15 protein-coding genes are annotated in these 18,721 nt (G+C 41.4%); 9 read left to right on the forward strand and 6 right to left on the reverse strand.

The features are described 5' to 3' along the window. Positions 1 to 330 precede the first annotated feature (330 nt). On the forward strand, positions 331 to 2,487 hold the full coding sequence (locus K2F26_RS18620; RefSeq protein ID WP_220608985.1) for a polyribonucleotide nucleotidyltransferase: 2,157 nt from the start codon (positions 331 to 333) through the stop codon (positions 2,485 to 2,487). Between the two features lie 292 nt (positions 2,488 to 2,779). Then, the gene (locus tag K2F26_RS18625; protein ID WP_096566311.1) at positions 2,780 to 3,043 is read left to right on the forward strand and encodes a DUF3146 family protein; all 264 of its coding nucleotides are present in this window, start codon (positions 2,780 to 2,782) and stop codon (positions 3,041 to 3,043) included. Positions 3,044 to 3,167: 124 nt separating this feature from the next. Here K2F26_RS18625 and K2F26_RS18630 read toward each other — a convergent pair whose 3' ends face one another. The 3 genes from K2F26_RS18630 to ntcA all read right to left on the reverse strand — a co-directional run bounded on the left by K2F26_RS18630 (position 3,168) and on the right by ntcA (position 6,099). After that, positions 3,168 to 3,605 carry a pre-16S rRNA-processing nuclease YqgF gene (locus K2F26_RS18630; RefSeq protein WP_220608986.1) on the reverse strand — a complete coding sequence of 146 codons (438 nt, stop codon included), beginning with the start codon at positions 3,603 to 3,605 and terminating at the stop codon, positions 3,168 to 3,170. 152 nt (positions 3,606 to 3,757) lie between these two features. After that, positions 3,758 to 5,248 carry a DUF3084 family protein gene (locus tag K2F26_RS18635; RefSeq protein WP_220608987.1) on the reverse strand — a complete coding sequence of 497 codons (1,491 nt, stop codon included), beginning with the start codon at positions 5,246 to 5,248 and terminating at the stop codon, positions 3,758 to 3,760. A gap of 179 nt (positions 5,249 to 5,427) precedes the next feature. Then, positions 5,428 to 6,099 (reverse strand): global nitrogen regulator NtcA, encoded by a 672-nt coding sequence (ntcA, locus tag K2F26_RS18640; protein ID WP_096566305.1) that lies wholly within the window; start codon positions 6,097 to 6,099, stop codon positions 5,428 to 5,430. Positions 6,100 to 6,582: 483 nt separating this feature from the next. On the opposite strand from ntcA, the gene fabI reads away from it, so the two are divergent. The 4 genes from fabI to K2F26_RS18660 all read left to right on the forward strand — a co-directional run bounded on the left by fabI (position 6,583) and on the right by K2F26_RS18660 (position 11,043). Continuing rightward, complete coding sequence (gene fabI, locus K2F26_RS18645) at positions 6,583 to 7,359, forward strand: enoyl-ACP reductase FabI (protein WP_220608988.1); 777 nt, start codon at positions 6,583 to 6,585, stop codon at positions 7,357 to 7,359. 98 nt (positions 7,360 to 7,457) lie between these two features. Further along, positions 7,458 to 8,054, forward strand: coding sequence for an imidazoleglycerol-phosphate dehydratase HisB (gene hisB / locus K2F26_RS18650; RefSeq protein WP_220608989.1), 597 nt, complete (start codon positions 7,458 to 7,460; stop codon positions 8,052 to 8,054). Between the two features lie 145 nt (positions 8,055 to 8,199). Continuing rightward, a complete protein-coding gene (locus tag K2F26_RS18655) occupies positions 8,200 to 9,174 on the forward strand; it encodes an ABC transporter ATP-binding protein (RefSeq protein WP_220608990.1) in 975 nt (324 codons plus the stop codon). A 438-nt stretch (positions 9,175 to 9,612) separates the two neighbouring features. Continuing rightward, a complete protein-coding gene (locus K2F26_RS18660) occupies positions 9,613 to 11,043 on the forward strand; it encodes a polysaccharide biosynthesis/export family protein (RefSeq protein WP_220608991.1) in 1,431 nt (476 codons plus the stop codon). A gap of 116 nt (positions 11,044 to 11,159) precedes the next feature. Here K2F26_RS18660 and K2F26_RS18665 read toward each other — a convergent pair whose 3' ends face one another. The 3 genes from K2F26_RS18665 to psbD form a co-directional block, all read right to left on the reverse strand. Then, a complete protein-coding gene (locus tag K2F26_RS18665; protein ID WP_246605419.1) occupies positions 11,160 to 12,128 on the reverse strand; it encodes a hypothetical protein in 969 nt (322 codons plus the stop codon). 347 nt (positions 12,129 to 12,475) lie between these two features. Continuing rightward, positions 12,476 to 13,861, reverse strand: a complete 1,386-nt coding sequence (psbC, locus tag K2F26_RS18670) for a photosystem II reaction center protein CP43 (RefSeq protein ID WP_096566293.1) — start codon at positions 13,859 to 13,861, stop codon at positions 12,476 to 12,478. Then, entirely contained in the window at positions 13,845 to 14,900 is a 1,056-nt protein-coding gene (psbD, locus tag K2F26_RS18675; protein ID WP_096566291.1) for a photosystem II D2 protein (photosystem q(a) protein), read from the reverse strand. Before psbD ends, psbC begins: the two co-directional genes overlap by 17 nt. Before the next feature lie 857 nt (positions 14,901 to 15,757). Here psbD and K2F26_RS18680 point away from each other — a divergent pair. From K2F26_RS18680 to K2F26_RS18690, 3 genes are all read left to right on the forward strand, one after another. Further along, positions 15,758 to 16,327, forward strand: a complete 570-nt coding sequence (locus K2F26_RS18680; protein WP_194058234.1) for a photosystem I assembly protein Ycf4 — start codon at positions 15,758 to 15,760, stop codon at positions 16,325 to 16,327. A gap of 161 nt (positions 16,328 to 16,488) precedes the next feature. Then, positions 16,489 to 17,181 (forward strand): peptidylprolyl isomerase, encoded by a 693-nt coding sequence (locus tag K2F26_RS18685; RefSeq protein ID WP_220608992.1) that lies wholly within the window; start codon positions 16,489 to 16,491, stop codon positions 17,179 to 17,181. Between the two features lie 272 nt (positions 17,182 to 17,453). Further along, positions 17,454 to 18,623: a beta-ketoacyl-ACP synthase gene (locus tag K2F26_RS18690; protein WP_220608993.1), complete on the forward strand. Its 1,170-nt coding sequence runs from the start codon at positions 17,454 to 17,456 to the stop codon at positions 18,621 to 18,623. The last annotated feature ends 98 nt before the right edge of the window (positions 18,624 to 18,721 follow it).

The following is an 18,721-nucleotide window of genomic DNA, read 5'->3' on the forward strand; positions in this document are numbered from 1 at the left end:
ACAGGGAACAGACTTGAAGTATCGTATTGTATGAATTTTTGTGTAAATTGTATATCTTATTCAAGTGCATACTGCTATGTAAAAAAAAATTATATTTGAGAATTTATATCAGACCATTCAACAATTCAATGTAACTCCTTAACTCCTATTTTCTTCTTACTGTCACCTGTCACCGTGGCGTAGCACCAGTCCCCAGTCCCCAGTCTCCAGTCACCTGCCTCTTAAATCTAGTCTGTGAAACTAATATATCTAAAAGAAGCCGTCTATATAGCATAAATGTTAGGATTGCCACAGAGAGAGAATAGCGTGCATAGAAGGAAAAAAAACTGAATGGCAGAATTTGAGAAGTCAATATCCTTTGATGGACGGGATATTCGACTGAAGGTAGGACTGTTAGCCCCCCAAGCGGGTGGGTCGGTGTTGATAGAATCGGGGGATACTGCTGTTTTGGTGACAGCTACAAGGTCAGAGGCCAGAGAGGGCGTTGATTTTCTTCCCCTGACGGTAGATTATGAAGAACGACTGTATGCAGCAGGAAGAATCCCTGGTGGGATTATGCGTCGTGAAGGTCGTCCACCTGAAAAAGCGATTTTAACTAGCCGTCTGATTGACCGTCCTTTGCGTCCTCTGTTTCCTTCATGGTTACGGGATGATTTGCAAATTATTGCTTTCACCCTATCAATGGATGAACAAGTACCGCCTGATGTGTTAGCTGTAACTGGCGCTTCTATCGCTACTCTCATTGCCCAAATTCCGTTTAATGGACCAATGGCAGCAGTGCGGGTAGGTTTAGTGGGTGATGATTTTATTATTAACCCCACCTATGCGGAGATTGAAGCGGGAGATTTGGATTTAGTTGTTGCTGGTTCACCTGATGGTGTCATCATGGTGGAAGCAGGAGCAAATCAGTTACCAGAGCGAGATATCATCGAGGCCATTGATTTTGGTTACGAAGCAGTGCGGGATTTAATCCAAGCACAGCTAGATTTAGTTGAAGAACTGGGTTTAAAACTCATCCAAGAAGAGCCACCGGAAGTAGACCAAACATTAGAAAACTACATCCGCGATCGCGCCAGTGCAGAAATTAAAAAAATATTGGCACAATTTGAGTTAACCAAAAACGAGCGTGATACAGCTTTAGATGCAGTTAAAGATGAGATCAAGGCTGAAATAGAAGCCCTACCCGAAGAAGATCCGATTCGCGTAGCTGCTACAGCCGATAGTAAAGCACTTGGTAATACCTTTAAAGATATCACCAAATACTTTATGCGCCGTCAAATCGTTGAGGATAACGTGCGCGTTGATGGTCGCAAACTAGATGAAGTCCGTCCTATATCTTGCCAAGTCGGAGTTTTACCCCGTCGTGTACATGGCAGTGGAATATTTAATCGGGGACTAACCCAAGTATTATCTGCTTGTACCCTTGGTACACCAGGCGATGCTCAAAATCTCAATGATGATCTACAAATAGATCAATCTAAACGTTACCTGCATCATTACAATTTCCCTCCTTTCTCCGTTGGCGAAACCAAACCAATGCGTGCGCCGGGAAGAAGAGAAATTGGTCATGGTGCTTTAGCCGAAAGAGCGATTTTACCCGTACTACCGCCAAAAGAACAATTCCCCTACGTGATTCGCGTAGTTTCAGAAGTGCTTTCTTCCAACGGTTCTACCTCAATGGGTTCAGTTTGCGGTTCTACCCTCGCCCTCATGGATGCGGGTGTACCCATTATCAAACCTGTCACCGGTGCAGCAATGGGCTTGATTAAGGAAGGCGACGAAGTGCGCGTTCTCACTGATATTCAAGGCATTGAAGACTTTTTGGGAGACATGGACTTCAAAGTTGCGGGTACTGATACAGGTATCACCGCCTTACAAATGGATATGAAAATATCCGGTTTGTCTCTAGAAGTTATTAAACAAGCTGTAGAACAAGCAAAAGCAGCCCGCTTGCACATTCTGGAGAAAATGCTCCAGACCATAGATCAACCACGCACCGAAACCTCACCCTTTGCCCCACGTCTGTTGACAATCAAGATTGATCCAGAAATGATTGGTCTGGTCATTGGACCCGGTGGTAAAACCATCAAAGGAATTACTGAAGAGACAGGTGCAAAAATCGACATTGAGGATAATGGTACAGTCACCATTTCCGCAGTCGATGAAGGCAGAGCAAAGAGAGCAAAGAGCATCATTCAAGGCATGACTCGTAAACTCAATGAAGGGGATGTTTACATAGGTCGTGTAACACGGATTATACCTATTGGTGCATTTGTGGAATTTTTGCCCGGAAAAGAAGGCATGATTCACATTTCTCAACTTGCTGACTATCGTGTTGGTAAAGTGGAAGATGAAGTAGCCGTTGGTGATGAAGTGATTGTCAAAGTGCGCGAAATTGACAATAAAGGTAGAATTAACCTGACACGCTTGGGTATACACCCAGATCAAGCTGCTGCTGCGCGGGAAGCTGCCGCCATGAATCGTTAACAACGATTAAGGATTTTAGATTTTGGATTAGAGATCAATCGCAAATCTAAAATCCGCGATGCCTTATTTCAGCGGGCATCGCTGTATGATTTTTTAAATTATTTTTGAATAGATATCATGTCTGTTTGGGCTGGTGACTGGTGACTGGTGACTGGGTAATAAATTTTATGTTTCCCAACTCACTATCAACAATTACCTATTACCCATTACCCATTACCCAATTTGTCAATTTCAGAGATTTTTGGTACATAAAAGTTATGTTACCTCAATCCCTCATTGGACACCCAGCATAGTGAGTGCTAAACGTCTACCAGAAACTACCGCCCATGTCAGAATCACCCGCCAATCTTGGCAACATGGCTTTCTTGAAGGTGATGTCAGCGCCGGCGATTTTGAATGGCATTTTCAATGGCATTTTCGTCGGGGAGAACTATCTGTTAAACCTTCCCAGGGTCGCGCTTTAATTAAAGAACCTCTCGGCCGCTTTTTAGAAAAACAAGATTATCAATTAGAACCAGGGGGAGATTATGCTTTTACTATTCGCGCAGAACTGTAATCAGTTTAATTACGAGCTTCCCGTTGCAATATCATCTATCTTCTTCTCTTCTTCTCTTATTCCTTCGTGTCCTTCGTGCCTTCGTGGTTCATTCAATCAGTATTTTATGGTGGTAAGGGAGTAGTTAGTTGTCAGTAATACCACTGGAAGTTAAACGATTTAGGTAGCGTTCAATTAAGAGAATGGCTACTATATCATCTATGGGGCGTGGCGGTTGTCGCAAACCTTTTGGTAACAGTTTCGTGAGTCCGGTGGGTGGGAACATTTGCCAATAGCGATCGCGTGCTTCTAGAGTTGTATAACGCTCATCCACTAACACAATATTTACAGAGGGAATTAATTCCTGATTCAGTTGCTGTTTCCACTTTTTCGCAGTGGTTTGATCTCCCATGACGATTAAAGACACAGGAAATCTTTGCCGCAATAAGGAAATTTGGGCGATCGCCTCAACCGCAGGTACAACTTGATGAAAATACAACTGCCGATCCAACCCCATCACAGCTACACCACATTTATCTCGACCAGGATCAAAGCCTAAAATTGCAGGTTGTGTATTAGTCATAGGGAATAGGGAATAGGGAATAGGGAATAGGTAATGGGTAATGGGTAATGGGTAATGGGTAATGGGTAATTGTTGATAGTTAATTGGGAAACATAAAATTTATTACCCAGTCACCAGTCACCAGTCACCAGTCCCCAGTCACCAATCACCAATCATGTGCTAAAAATAATTTGTCCATTGGATATTGCTACTAACTTGACTCTCAAGGGACCAGCTGTATAGGTATCCTCAGCGGCTATGGCTTTAATTTCCAAAGGTTGTTCAGATTGTTGCAATTGGGCAAAAAAGCGCAGAAAAGTTCCATCTACCTGCACTGTTTCCACAATACCAGCATTGCGGGCGCGAAATTGAGAAGCAGAAATTAGTAAATCTAGCCGTTGCCGTAATTGATATGATGTCATAGTTTTCATATCAGCAGAGGTTGTAGCTAAAACTTCACCTGCGGAGAATACCAGTTGATTGGGCATGGCATCAGCAAAAAATTCTATCTGTTTTTCTCCTCTGACATAATTACCCGCAGAAAAAATTCGCACTACATATTCTCTGCCATCTTGAATTTTCTTGATCAGTTGTTCAACTCTCTCTTGGGTAACACGCAATAATTCTGCATTTCCCGGATTTGTTCCCGGTTCACTTAATTGGATGTTGGCATTGCGGTTAGCTTCTTGCAAAATTTGGACTACTACTTCACCAGCAGCAGTAGGTTTATCGACACGAACTACTCCAGCAGCCAAAACTTGCCCACGAACTAAGGCCAATTTACCCAAACGCAGGTCACGATAAGACTGGTAATATTTTTCTAGCCTTGCTACTTCCTGCTCTAAATATTGTCGCTGATTTTCTAATTCTTTGAGCCGAGCTTCTCTAGTGGCAATTACTTGTTCTCGTTTTTTAATTTCTAAATTGCGATTTTGAATGAGTTTATCTAAATTAGCGATTTTTTGATCGCGCTGTTTAATAACTTCTTGCCGATTAGCAAGTTCACGATCGCGTTTTTCAATTGCTGTCTTAGCTTCGTCAATGGCTTTTTTCGCTTCAGCATACAGTCGCTGACGTTCTGCCCTCAACTCTTGCACTGCTGTCTGCAATGCCTGACGCTGTTGATAAAGGTTTTCTAGTTCATTTATAGCTTGTCTATACTGAATTACTACTTCACCGAGTCGGCTTTGAGTGCCTTGAAGTTGGGCTTGAGTTTTAGCTTGTTGGCTAATAGTGCGATTGAGTTGAGCTTGGGTGATCCGTTGTTTGGCATTCGCCGCTTGTAGAGACTGATTAATTTTCTGTAAATCTTGCTGTGCTTGAGCTTGTTCTTTCCTCGCTTGAATTAACTGATTTTCTACCTCAGTTTTTTGGGTTTCGGCAATTTTTAATTGTTCTCGCTTGTTTCTTAGGTCTTTTTGAATATCCTCTAACTCAAACACTCCTTTCCGCAAACCTTCATCAGCAGCAAATAAAATTGCTAAAGTTGAGGCGGAAATTACACCACCCGTAAAAATAGTTACGAGTACCGCCGTGTTTTTGGGACGCAGATTGAATAAAGAGAGGCGTGCCTTGCCTACTTTAGTGCCAATGCGATCGCCCACAGTGGCAATCACGCCCCCCAGAATTAAAATTGCTGCTATCAGGATGTACCCGGTGGCCATCTTCAACTACCGCCAGAAATGCTTCCAGATACAGCCTACTACTTTCAACCATTGTCTGTGGGGGAAAGAAGATTGGCAAAAGCAGAATTTAGTCAATTTTTCAATTACCTCCGATTGCGGGTATTTTTTTCCAAACACAACTTCAATACAACTTGTACCAACTTTCCCCCCAACAGATTTTAAGTAAATTGCTTACTTAATGTGACAGGTTTATGCACAGTAATCTTTTTCTTGTGGATGGAGATCATTTTTTTCTCGCGTAAATCGCCAAGCAATCTGGTGACTGTAACGCGAGTAGAACCAATTGCTTCAGCGATCGCCTGATGGGATAGCTTCAAATCAATGGTAATGCCATCTGCACAGGGTACACCAAAATCCCGACAGAGAATTAACAAAAAACTGATCAACCGAGAACCCATATCTCGATGAGCAAGGGTTTCAATCATCATCTCTGTTTGCAGAATCCGCGAAGATAGTCCCCGCAGCATTAACATTGATAATTCTGGATTTTCCTTGAGTGCTTGCTCTACTTGTTCAATTGGGGCAGAAAGTAATTCTACCGCCGTAAAGGCAACTGCATGATAGAACCTATCTGACTTATTACCCGTTAGCAATGACAACACGCCAAAAACACTATTTTCCCGTAGCAATGCTACCGTTATTTCTTCTCCTGCTTCATATACCCTGGAAAGTTTCACAGCACCCTTGAGAAGAAAATAAACTCGTTCGGCGGGATCGCCGGGAAAAAAGATCGTTTTGTTGCGTTCAAACGTCTCCACAACTGGCGGAAATGCTCCAGTTGCCATCTGACGAAAAACATTTGCTAGGGCTTTATCTTGTGTCACGATCATCTCCCTTCCCCTACCCAATGCCGGAAAAACAAAAACTGATTACCTAAGAATACATCTGAAAATTCAATAAAGCACCGTCAACCTTTTTGTTTTTTCCTATACTCAAATTTCTCATTTTATCTTTATTTGTTGATCATGATACCCAATTTTTGTTATTTTTAGCCCAGAATTGTTGATCAGTCGTTTATCAAACTGAACTATAAAGGTTTTTTTGCAGAAAAATTTGCAATATCTTTATAACTTCTTAAACAATTACAGCAGGAGACAGGAGTCAGGAGTCAGGAGTAAAACTCTCTTTCTGTCTATGTTTCAAGCTAGATGCTGTACCTCATTGATCTGCAATCTGCTTTATCGTAAATTTTTGGCTTACAACACCCAAACGAATGATAATTTTGAAAATCCCCTACCTAACTCAGTAAAAATAGGGTCAGATTCTAGTATGGTTATATATACTCCTAATGATTGATCACATTGACTATTTCTATGCTGAATCTGTCCGGTAAAAATGCCTTAGTCACGGGTATTGCCAATAATCGCTCCATTGCCTGGGGTATTGCTCAACAACTACACCAAGCTGGTGCTAACTTGGGCATTACCTATTTGCCAGATGAAAAAGGCAAATTCGAGAAAAAAGTCTCAGAATTAGTCGAACCTCTCCAACCTAGCTTATTTCTTCCCTGTAACGTTGAAAACGAGGAACAAATTCAAGCCACTTTTGAAACTGTCCGTGATCAATGGGGTAAATTAGACATCCTCATTCACTGTCTGGCTTTTGCTAACAAAGAAGATTTAAGCGGAGATTTTAGCAAAACCTCCCGTTCCGGTTTTAATAAAGCTTTGGAAGTTAGCACTTATTCACTGATTCAGTTAAGCGGTGCTGCCAAACCTTTGATGACTCAAGGCGGTAGTATTGTTACTCTCTCCTATTTAGGTGCTGTGCGAGCTATCCCTAACTATAACATCATGGGTGTAGCTAAAGCTGGATTAGAAGCTAGTGTTCGTTACTTAGCAGCAGAACTGGGTCCCCAAAATATTCGCGTTAATGGTATTTCCGCAGGTCCCATCCGCACTTTGGCATCTTCAGCAGTAGGCGGCATTTTAGATATGATTCATCATGTTGAGGCAATCGCACCCCTGCGTCGCACCGTTACACAATTAGAAGTAGGTAATACAGCCACTTTCTTGTGTAGTGATTTATCTAGCGGCATTACTGGTCAAATCCTGTATGTAGATGCAGGATATGAAATGATGGGAATGTAATAGGTGACAGGTGACAGGTGACAGGTGACAGAAAGCAGGGTAAAGTTAATAGCCCAATCACCAATCACTAATCACCAATAACGAATGACTAATGACTAATGACTAACAACCGCATTGCTACAGTTAAGCGTACTACTGGGGAAACTGATGTCCAAGTAACCATTAATATTGATGGTACAGGCATCTGCAAAGCTAACACGGGTATTCCCTTTTTAGATCACATGATCCATCAAATCGCCTCTCATGGTTTATTTGATTTGGATATTCAAGCTAAAGGTGACTGGGAAATTGATGATCACCACACTAATGAAGATGTGGGTATTACCTTGGGTCAAGCTTTACATCAAGCACTAGGTAATAAAAAGGGCATTGTCCGCTTTGGTAATTTCCTTGCACCCCTAGATGAAGCTTTGATTCAGGTGGCTTTGGACTTTTCTGGCAGACCTCATCTCAGTTATGGTTTAGACATTCCTACTCAAAGAGTGGGAACTTATGACACCCAACTGGTGCGGGAATTTTTTGTGGCGTTGGTGAATCACAGTCAAATGACCTTACATATTCGCCAACTTGATGGTATTAATTCTCATCATATTATTGAAGCAACTTTTAAAGCCTTTGCGAGAGCGATGCGGATGGCAGTAGAAATCGATCCTCGTCGTGCTGAGACTATTCCTAGTTCCAAAGGTGTGCTATAAGTTACTACTGGTAGTGTAAGAAGGTAGTGTAAGAAAGCTATTCTCTTGGCGATAATTGACACTACAATATAGTCATGTTTATTATCATGCTACCTTTTAACTTGTAATCAATCGCACCCAGTCGGTAATTGGTAATTGAAACAAGATGAATTCTGTTGCAGACACATCCGCTCCTCAACTGAATCCTGTAGATCAGCCTCCAGTAGTCCTGACTTCTGAGTTGCGAAAAGTTTATCGCACGGGTTTTTGGCTGAATCAAAAAGTCGTATCTCTCAAAAGTTGTTCTTTACAAGTTTACCCAGGTGAAACCTTTGGTTTATTGGGTCCCAATGGTGCTGGTAAAACCACTCTGTTAAAACTTTTGCTGGGAATTATTCGCCCTTCTGCTGGCAGGGGATTATTATTAGGTAAGCCATTGGGCGATCGCTCTGTAAAACAGCGTATTGGTTACTTACCAGAAAATCCCTATTTATACGACTATCTCACCGGCTGGGAATTTCTGGAATTAGCTGCTGGTTTATTTCAAATACCTCAAAAGGTGCAACGTCAACGCATTCCCGAACTGTTAGAGTTAGTCGGGTTATCCCAAACTGATGCTCGCAAAAAGCTAATGCGTCGTTATTCTAAAGGAATGCTTCAACGAGTTGGTATGGCTCAGGCATTAATTAATGACCCAAAATTGGTATTTTTAGATGAGCCAATGTCTGGACTTGATCCCTTGGGACGTTACCAAATGCGAGAAATTATTCTCTCACTCAAAAAAGCTGGAAAGACAATATTTTTCAACAGTCATGTTTTGAGTGAAGTAGAACAAATTTGCGATCGCATTGCTATCCTGGCTAAAGGAGAATTAATTTGTGCTGGTTCTCTCAATGAACTTTTAGGTACAGAGAATACATATCATGTTAAAGGTCAAGGAGGCGATACAGAAGTTCTGAATAAAAGAATACTTGATTTGCAATTTGAACCTGATGGTACTTGGCACGGTATTTTACAAGAAGATTACTATGATTTTCTAGCCAGTCTCCGATTAATGGGTGGCAAAATTATGACTATGAACTTAACTCGTCAATCTTTAGAAGAGTTCTTTATTCAACAAATACAAAAACAAAATCAGTAATAATTCAGGATTCAGTACATACGTTCCGTGGTAACGTTTGTACAAGATTCAGGAGCTTCTTCTGTTTCCTAAATGCTGATCCCTACATTGTGTAAACACTTGCTTTTATAACTGACAAGTAACTTAAATCATGTAGGGCTAATTACTGGTAATAACTTGTAATAAAATTTCTTCTATTCCCTAAACCCTATAAAATATGATTCTTCACTATTGACGAATTTGAAAAAACTTGCTGTAATCGTTAACAATTAGATGATATGTCCGAGTTTTAATTTAAATTAAGTTAACTAAAAATTCAGAATACATAATCAAATTATATCCTGAAAATCATAGTTAATCAGGAAAATAAGGATGTTAGGGAACTTGAATAATTAACTATAGTCAACGTTAAAAATGTTTAGAACATTACAGATGGTAGTCTCAAATTCTCAGGTAAATATGATTAATATACATTTGTGGAAATTTCTAACCCATTCAACTACGGCTGTAGTTTTGTTAACGAGTGTCAATATTGCTTTACCATCTGTCAGCATAGCACAACAACGACCAGTATCATCCACCTCAAGCATATCTACAGATTACTTATTAGGAGGAGGCGATCGCATTCGTGTCAACATATTTGAAGTACCTGAATATACGGGTGAATATCAAGTACCCCCTGGTGGTTCAATTAACCTACCTCTAATTGGTAGTATATCCGTTCTTGGATTAACAACGGAACAGGCAGCAGACGAAATATCTAGAAGATATGCTCGCTTTCTCAAACGTCCGCTAATTTCAGTTAATTTATTATCACCTCGTCCCATTAACATTTTTGTAGCTGGAGAGGTAACACGACCAGGCGCTTACACTCTCAGTTTACAGGGCAGCGGCGGCGATAATCCCGGTTTACAATATCCCACAATATTAGCAGCACTTAGCACAGCCCAAGGGGTAACATTAGCAGCAGATGTGACTAAAGTACAATTACGCCGTAAGGTCGGACGTTCTGGTGAACAGGTTATTGCTCTCAACCTCAAAGAAATCACCCAAACAGGCAGAATACCCCAAGATATCACCTTACGGGATGGAGACACCATAGTTGTACCCACCGCCACAGATTTCAACGTTGCTGAAGCTCGGAATTTATTTGCAGCCAATTATGCGGCTAGTCAAACTGCACCCCGCACAGTAGCTATTACAGGTCAAGTGTACCGTCCCGGTTCTTATTTAGTAACACCAGGTGGTGGTGGTGGAAATGATGGTGGAGCGCCAGGAACAGGCTTACCAACTGTCATGCGAGCAATTCAACTAGCTGGAGGAATTACATCACAAGCGGATGTGCGGAGTATTAAAATCCGCCGTCCTACTAGAATTGGCTCAGAACAAACATTAAATCTCAATCTCTGGGAATTATTGCAAACTGGGGATCTAAATCAAGATGTGGTGTTGCAAGATGGAGATACAATTGTTGTTCCCACAGCCACTGAGATTAATCCAGCGGAAGCAATACAATTAGCTACTACTACTTTATCACCGTCAACTATTCAAGTAGGGGTAGTCGGAGAAGTGAAAAAACCTGGATTAACAAATTTACAGCCGAATAGCTCTTTAAATCAGGCTTTACTGGCTGCTGGTGGCTTTAATGATGCTAGGGCTAGTAGTGGTGCTGTAGATTTGATTCGTCTCAATCCCAATGGTACTGTTACTAAACGGTTAGTAAAAATAGATTTCTCCAAAGGCATTAACGAAGAAACCAATCCCATACTTCGTAATAATGATGTTGTGGTAGTCAACCGTTCTGGTGTTGCCAAGGCTGGTGATACAGTAGGTACTGTAGCAGGTCCTTTGGGTCTTATCTTTAATGTTCTCAGGTTTTTTGGATTCTAAAATACTGTTCACAATCAAAGTCATACTTTTTGGTAAAGAGCAGGGGGAAAGGGTTAACAGGAGTTAGTAAAACAGTAACTAGCTGTTAGCCCTGAATCAAACCTGCAAATTTTCATCTAAAATTGGTAAGATAGACCTAGAGAAAGAACAGGATAAATGCTCAACCAGTCCAAATCGTCTTCCAATTGTTTCCTTTCTGCCTCTACATCACCTGCGGGAATATAACCAGGTGCTGTTAACTCTACTTTTGGTGAGCCAGCAAACATCACACCCAAATTAGCGGAGAAACCCCAGCGGTTACCAGATTTCACAGCATTACCCCAACCAATACCTAGATATGGTGCTACGCTATTAGGTAGGGAAATCTTGGCTTTTACTGTGTCACCAGAACCGATGACATAGTCTATTCCATTTATGTTAATTGTTGTACCACCACTGGTGGCTTTACCAGTTCCTTCGATATTATTGTCTTGAAACACCAGCCCTCCAGTCAAGCGAAAACCGGACTTTTGCCAAGGATGGTAGTCAACTAAAGTAGAAACATTGAATAAGTTAAGTTTAGCATCATAACTGATATCAGATTCTTCAATATCTGCGCTGATACCTAAACCAGTAATTCCAAGTTTAGCATTGATATTAGGTGTTACAGATTTGGTGACTGTTGCACCAACACCTAGTGTACTAATTTCAGGGGTGATTGCCCAACCGCTGGTTTTTGCAGGAGTTTTACTAGTTTCCTCAGTAGGTTTAGCTTCTTGTGACGGTTGTGTTGATGGATCAGGACGATTAGCGCAGCGAGAATTTAAAGGGTAATCTTTGCAGAACTTGTTTAAATCTAATGGTCTTTTGGCAAGTAAATCTACAGCATCGTAAGAAAAAGTACCAGGTTGAGGACGAGTCTCACTTGTTTCTGGTGTTATTGATGTAGCAATCACTTCATTTGTAACTGCTGGCTGAGTTGTTGATTCTGCAATCACTTCTTCAGCCATCACCACCTGATTTATTGATGTACCCATCACTAAACTAGCTGTTACTGTCAGTACAGATGTGCCAAACCCTAACTTATTCATGATTTCACTACTCACAGAATTTATTTGTAATAGTGTATATTATCAGCAATGTATAAATAATTGTTTATTTATGAAAAAAAATTTACACATAACACTATAGCTATAACCATCAAGATTAGGACATAAACTATAGCAGGTGAGTATTCATAGTGTTAAAAGCCTTTGATTGTCTAAGTTTGAGATTTAGTTTATGTCCTAACCGTCGTGTGTACAGCTATATCAAGCACAGCATAAAAGACGTAACAAATTTTAATGTAAATTTTAATGTGTATAATTTTCAAACAGACGAAAAAAAGCTCTCGCTTGACAGCAAGAGCAAGAAAATTAATTGATTGTCAGTGATGAAAGAAAACTAGAAAAACCTAGTCAAGATCCTTCATGTAGTAAGCTGGTTCGTTCTCACGGTCAATACCTCTCTCAAAACCACCAGCAGCAGCACGAGCGCGTCCTGCGTGCCACAAGTGACCGATAAGGAAGAAGAAACCTAAGACAAAGTGAGAAGTAGCCAACCATGCACGAGGAGATACATAGTTGAAGGAGTTGATTTCAGTAGCCACACCACCTACAGAGTTCAAAGAACCCAGAGGAGCGTGTGTCATGTATTCAGCAGCACGACGAGCTTGCCAAGGCTGAATATCATTCTTGATTTTTTCTAAGTCAAGACCGTTAGGACCACGGAGAGGCTCTAACCAAGGACCACGGAAATCCCAGAAACGCATGGTTTCACCACCGAAGATGATTTCACCGGTAGGAGAACGCATCAAGTATTTACCAAGACCAGTAGGACCTTGAGCAGAACCAACGTTAGCACCTAAGCGTTGGTCACGAATCAAGAAGGTTAAAGCTTGTGCTTGAGAAGCTTCAGGACCAGTAGGACCAAAGAATTCGCTGGGGTAAACGGTGTTGTTATACCAAACCATGACGGAAGCGATAAAGCCCATCATGGACAAAGCACCTAAGCTGTAGGATAGGTAAGCTTCACCAGACCAGATAAAAGCACGACGCGCCCAAGCAAAAGGCTTGGTGAAGATGTGCCAAATACCACCGGAAATACAAATTAAAGCAATCCAGATGTGACCGCCGATAACATCTTCCATGTTATCAACGCTGATAATCCAGCCTTCGCCACCAAAGGGAGCTTTAATGAGATAACCAAAGATGATAGCAGGGTTGAGGGTGGGGTTAGTGATTACACGCACGTCACCACCACCGGGAGCCCAAGTGTCATAGACACCACCGAAGAACATAGCCTTCAGTACCAACAGCAACGCACCGCATCCTAAGATGATCAGGTGGAAGCCGATGATGTTGGTCATCTTGTTCTTGTCTTTCCAGTCATAACCAAAGAAAGAAGAATATTCTTCTAAGGTTTCAGGACCACGTACAGCGTGGTAGATACCGCCAAAACCGAGAACAGCGGAAGAAATTAGGTGCAGTACACCTACAACAAAGTAGGGGAAAGTGTCGATAACTTCACCACCAGCACCAACGCCCCAACCTAATGTTGCAACGTGAGGGAGAAGAATTAAGCCCTGTTCATACATAGGCTTTTCTGGGATAAAGTGAGCAACTTCAAATAAAGTCATTGCTCCAGCCCAGAATACAATCAAACCAGCGTGAGCAACGTGAGCGCCCAGCAGTTTACCAGATAGGTTGATTAAACGAGCGTTACCAGACCACCAAGCAAAACCGCTTGATTCTTGGTCACGGCCACCGGCTATAACTGATCTATTAGAGAGCGTTACCACGTGGTAGTACCTCCTCTGGGAATACGAATTGTTCGTGGGGTTGATCTTGAGGAGCCATCCAAGCGCGGATACCCTCGTTCAACAAAATGTTTTTGGTATAGAAGGTTTCAAATTCTGGGTCTTCTGCTGCCCGTAATTCTTGGGAAACGAAGTCATAAGCCCGCAGGTTTAATGCTAAACCAACGATACCTACTGAACTCATCCACAACCCGGTTACGGGTACAAACAACATGAAGAAGTGTAACCAGCGTTTGTTGGAGAAAGCAATACCGAAAATCTGTGACCAGAAACGGTTTGCTGTCACCATTGAATAGGTTTCTTCTGCTTGGGTAGGATTGAATGCGGGGAATGTGTTTGAACCTTCGCCGTCTTCAAATAAGGTGTTTTCTACGGTTGCACCGTGGATCGCACACAGTAATGCACCACCGAGAATACCTGCTACTCCCATCATGTGGAAGGGGTTGAGTGTCCAGTTGTGGAAACCTTGCAGGAATAATAAGAAACGGAAGATTGCTGCTACTCCAAAGCTGGGTGCAAAGAACCAGCTAGATTGTCCCAAGGGGTACATCAAGAATACGCTGACGAATACGGCAATGGGACCGGAAAATGCGAGAGCGTTGTAAGGACGAATGCCTACAAGTCTAGCAATTTCAAATTGGCGTAACATGAAGCCAATCAAACCGAATGCTCCGTGCAGTGCTACGAATGGCCATAAACCACCGAGTTGACACCAACGGGTGAAATCACCTTGTGCTTCTGGTCCCCACAGGAACAACAGGGAATGTCCCATGCTGTCTGCGGGTGTGGATACTGCTACTGTCAGGAAGTTTGCACCTTCTAAGTAGGAGGATGCTAATCCGTGGGTGTACCAGGAGGTAACGAAGGTTGTACCGGTTAACCAACCGCCTAATGCGAGGAAGGCACAGGGGAATAATAAAACACCTGACCAGCCTACAAATACGAAGCGATCGCGCTTTAACCAGTCGTCTAGTACGTCAAACCACCCTCTTGATGGGGCGCGTCCAACTGCGATGGTCATGAGAACTAAAATCCTCTTTTTTACTAAAATTGCGACGTTTTTAAGGCAGGATGCTTTTGGAGGTTTTTTTCCTTAGCCACTGCCAGGAGGAATTTAACGTTTTTTTGACACTCTTAGCTACTGATTAGCAGTTAAGACTCTGAGAATTTACCGCTTGATTAATTGGGCATTTCTCATAATTATGCCACTATCTGTTACCATTACCAAGTCATTTGGTTGGCGGTAACTTAATGATTCTTAACTTATCACATTCTTCATGGTTTGCGCTGGAGATACGCAAGTTAATTTTGTATTGGGTTTTGAATAACAAAAATATAGTCCTCACTGGGAGAAGCAGCGCCGCCCTCCGTCTTCCGCATACAGTTTGATTACTTTTCGATTCGTCTTAGTTCAGCTTATACCTTTACCTAAGATTCTTATAGATGGGGACTTACGCCGATTTTGTGCCGATTTTGTGCCGATTTTGTTAAATATTGTAAATATCAGAATTTTAACAAAATGACACAACTTTTCTCATAAAACTTATAAATTTTCATATACATTATCTGAATAACATAAATTTAGCATGATAATAAGCAGCTAGATAAGATGGAAATGATTCGGGAGTTTGATCAGGACAATGGTAAAATCCTGTAAAATCTCCACTAGAAGACTCACTATCAAACCACACAGTGAAAGTCCTGCTAATACAAGCTGATAGCGTTAATTTCTATAAAAAGATTTAAGCTGATGCTGGAGAAAATATATCTTTAAGGTTTGGGTGAATGAAGTTAAAATCTAGATCCATACCTGTCTCATTACCCAGGTTAGCCAGTCCCCAGTTCACAGAGAATATATAACGGTCTAAGGTAGCTAAAATGACGGCATCAACAACGATTAATAAAAGCGATCGCCTCCTGCATCAAAATGTTCTCGGTTCTCGTCGGTTAAGTAACTACTGGTGGGCAACTATTGTTAGTTTAGGAGCATCCGGCTTTTTATTGGCTGGCATTTCCAGCTATCTCAAAGTCAATTTACTCATTGTCACCGATCCCACTCAACTGGTATTTGTCCCTCAAGGATTGGTGATGGGATTATATGGCATAGCTGGCGTACTGTTAGCTTTATACCTGTGGCTAGTTATTTTATGGGATGTAGGCGGCGGTTACAACGAATTTAACCAGGAAACTGGCAAATTCAAAATCTTTCGCTGGGGTTTTCCTGGTAAAAACCGCCAAATTGAGATTGAAAGCCGCATCCAAGATATACAATCTGTACGTATCTCTATTAAAGAAGGTCTAAATCCTCAACGCGCACTTTACCTGAGAGTCAAGGGAAGAAGGGATATTCCCCTGACACGAGTAGGTCAACCTTTATCTTTGGCTGAGTTGGAAACTCAAGGCGCTCAGTTAGCTCGCTTTTTGGGTGTACCCTTAGAAGGACTTTAGATTTTGGATTTTGGATTTTGGATTTTGGATTGGTGATAGTTGATAGTTGATTGGGAAACATCAAATTGATTACCCAGTCACCAGTCACCAGTCACCAGTCACCAGTCACCAGTCTAAAATCCAAAATTGCTAAGATACTTTGGTTGAGTAAGTAACTTTCAATGCGGTTAAAATTTTCACAATTTTTAGTGCTTCTGTTAATAATTGGTGGTTTGATGTTGACTGGATGTTCGGCTGATCAAGTCGCTTCTAGTACATCTCCCAATTCTACAGCTACCTCCAAGGCAACTGAGACAAGCGCCATACCACGTCTCGAAGGTAAAGCAACTGTAGTGATGACAGTTAAAGGATCACCAATTACCATTGAAGTCGATGGTGATAATGCTCCCATTACTGCGGGAAATTTTGTTGATTTAGTCGAAAAAGGTGTTTACGACGGTTTAGTATTCCATCGGGTTGTGCGTGAACCTCAGCCTTTTGTCGTTCAAGGTGGTGATCCTAAAGGAGATGGAACTGGTGGTTATATAGATCCAAAACTGAAAACCGAACGCCGTATACCCTTAGAAATTAAACCTGAAGGTGCAGATCAACCAGTTTACGGTCAAACAATTACTCAAAAGCCTGTTTTGACTCACAAACTTGGTGCTGTAGCAATGGCAAGATCCCAAATGCCTGATTCTGCTTCTTCTCAGTTTTATTTTGCTCTGGCGGATCTGGGCTTTTTAGATGGTAACTACGCGGTTTTTGGCTATGTAACTGAAGGCTTTGATGTAGTTAATAAAATTCAGCAAGGCGATAAAATTGATTCTGCTAAAGTAGTTAAAGGTGCTGAAAACTTGAAAGTTCCTCAGTAGTTATCAATTGATAATTGACAATTGACAATTGATAATTGTTTCATTCCAGGTTTAAAACCTCCCCTTTCAAGGGGGAAAAAGCCAAAATTCCGCTTTTGAAATCCTCTGATTTTAAGGGAGAGGTAATTGTTAATTGTTAATTGTTAATTGTTAATTGTCCATTATTGAATAGAGGGAATAGGGAATAAATCAAGTCAAAATTCAAAATTAATAACTTCTGACTCCTTGAACTCCTGACTCCTGACTCCTCATTTAAAATCTCAAATCTAAAATTGGTTAGGGTTGTTGTTACTGGTATTGGTTTAGTTTCTGCTTTGGGTAACAGCTTGGAAGATAGCTGGCAAAATTTACTATCTTTAAAAACGGGAATTAAATTACATCAACTATTTCCAGCACTGGGAAAAATTCCTCTTGGTTTAATTAATCAACAACCTTCTGATTTGAGTACCCTCACTCAGATGGTTGTTCATTCTGCTTTAGAAAATGCTGAATTAGTAGCGTCTTTGCCTGATTGTGCTGTAGTAATTGGTTCTAGTCGTAGCTATCAAGCGTCTTGGGAGAAGTTTGCACAGCAAATGTATGGTCAAGATACCAACCGAGAATTATTAAATCTGGAAAATTGGTTGGATACTTTACCGCTGATGAATGCAATCGCTGTAGCCAGACAAATCGGGTCTTGTGGTACAGTTTTAGCACCGATGGCGGCCTGCGCTACGGGAATTTGGGCAATTTCCCAAGCCGCTATGTTAATTCAAAGCGGTCAATGTCAACGGGCGATCGCTGGTGCTGTGGAAGCACCTATTACACCCCTTAGCATCTGTGGATTTCAGCAAATGGGGGCTTTAGCAAAAACAGGCGCTTATCCTTTTGATTTACACCGAGAAGGTTTGGTATTAGGTGAAGGTGGTGCTGTTTTTGTTCTGGAATCTGCGGAGTTGGCAAAACAACGTCAAGTAAAGCCAGAAAATATTTATGGAGAAATTTTGGGTTTTGGCTTGACAGCAGATGCGTTTCATGGTAACAAGCCAGAATCAGAAGGGAAAAGTGCGATCGCTGCTATCAAGCAATGTTTAGAACGCAGTAATTTAACACCCGCAGATATAGACTACATTCATGCTCATGGTACAGCTACTCTTCTCAACGACAGAATAGAAAGCAAAATTATACAGTCTTTATTTCACCCCAAAGTAGCCATTAGTTCTACCAAAGGCTCTACAGGTCATACACTAGGAGCATCGGGGGCTTTAGGTGTAGCATTTTCGCTTTTGAGTTTTAAGCATAAAATATTACCTCCTATTGTGGGATTGCAACAGCCAGAATTTGATTTAAATTTTGTGACAACAGCAAGAAATACAGAAATACAAAAACTGCTCTGCTTGAGTTTTGGTTTTGGTGGACAAAATGCAGCGATCGCTTTAGGTAGTAGCAATTCAATATATTGATACAAGTGATAAATTTGAATCTAGTAGACGAACACAGCTGATTTTTATAGCATTTTTAGATGGTTGGTGGATTCCTCTAGTACCACCAATTTTAGCTT

The organism is Sphaerospermopsis torques-reginae ITEP-024 (genome assembly GCF_019598945.1).
Lineage (GTDB): Bacteria > Cyanobacteriota > Cyanobacteriia > Cyanobacteriales > Nostocaceae > Sphaerospermopsis.

Excerpts from the sequence above, each read along its gene's own strand:
- K2F26_RS18655 (WP_220608990.1), top strand. The coding sequence starts at position 8,200 with ATGAATTCTGTTGCAGACACATCCGCTCCTCAACTGAATCCTGTAGAT.
- K2F26_RS18660 (WP_220608991.1), top strand. The coding sequence starts at position 9,613 with ATGATTAATATACATTTGTGGAAATTTCTAACCCATTCAACTACGGCT.
- hisB (WP_220608989.1), top strand. The coding sequence starts at position 7,458 with ATGACTAACAACCGCATTGCTACAGTTAAGCGTACTACTGGGGAAACT.
- K2F26_RS18685 (WP_220608992.1), top strand. The coding sequence starts at position 16,489 with ATGCGGTTAAAATTTTCACAATTTTTAGTGCTTCTGTTAATAATTGGT.
- fabI (WP_220608988.1), top strand. The coding sequence starts at position 6,583 with ATGCTGAATCTGTCCGGTAAAAATGCCTTAGTCACGGGTATTGCCAAT.
- K2F26_RS18620 (WP_220608985.1), top strand. The coding sequence starts at position 331 with ATGGCAGAATTTGAGAAGTCAATATCCTTTGATGGACGGGATATTCGA.
- K2F26_RS18635 (WP_220608987.1), bottom strand. The coding sequence starts at position 5,248 with ATGGCCACCGGGTACATCCTGATAGCAGCAATTTTAATTCTGGGGGGC.
- psbD (WP_096566291.1), bottom strand. The coding sequence starts at position 14,900 with ATGACCATCGCAGTTGGACGCGCCCCATCAAGAGGGTGGTTTGACGTA.
- ntcA (WP_096566305.1), bottom strand. The coding sequence starts at position 6,099 with ATGATCGTGACACAAGATAAAGCCCTAGCAAATGTTTTTCGTCAGATG.
- K2F26_RS18680 (WP_194058234.1), top strand. The coding sequence starts at position 15,758 with ATGACGGCATCAACAACGATTAATAAAAGCGATCGCCTCCTGCATCAA.
- K2F26_RS18630 (WP_220608986.1), bottom strand. The coding sequence starts at position 3,605 with ATGACTAATACACAACCTGCAATTTTAGGCTTTGATCCTGGTCGAGAT.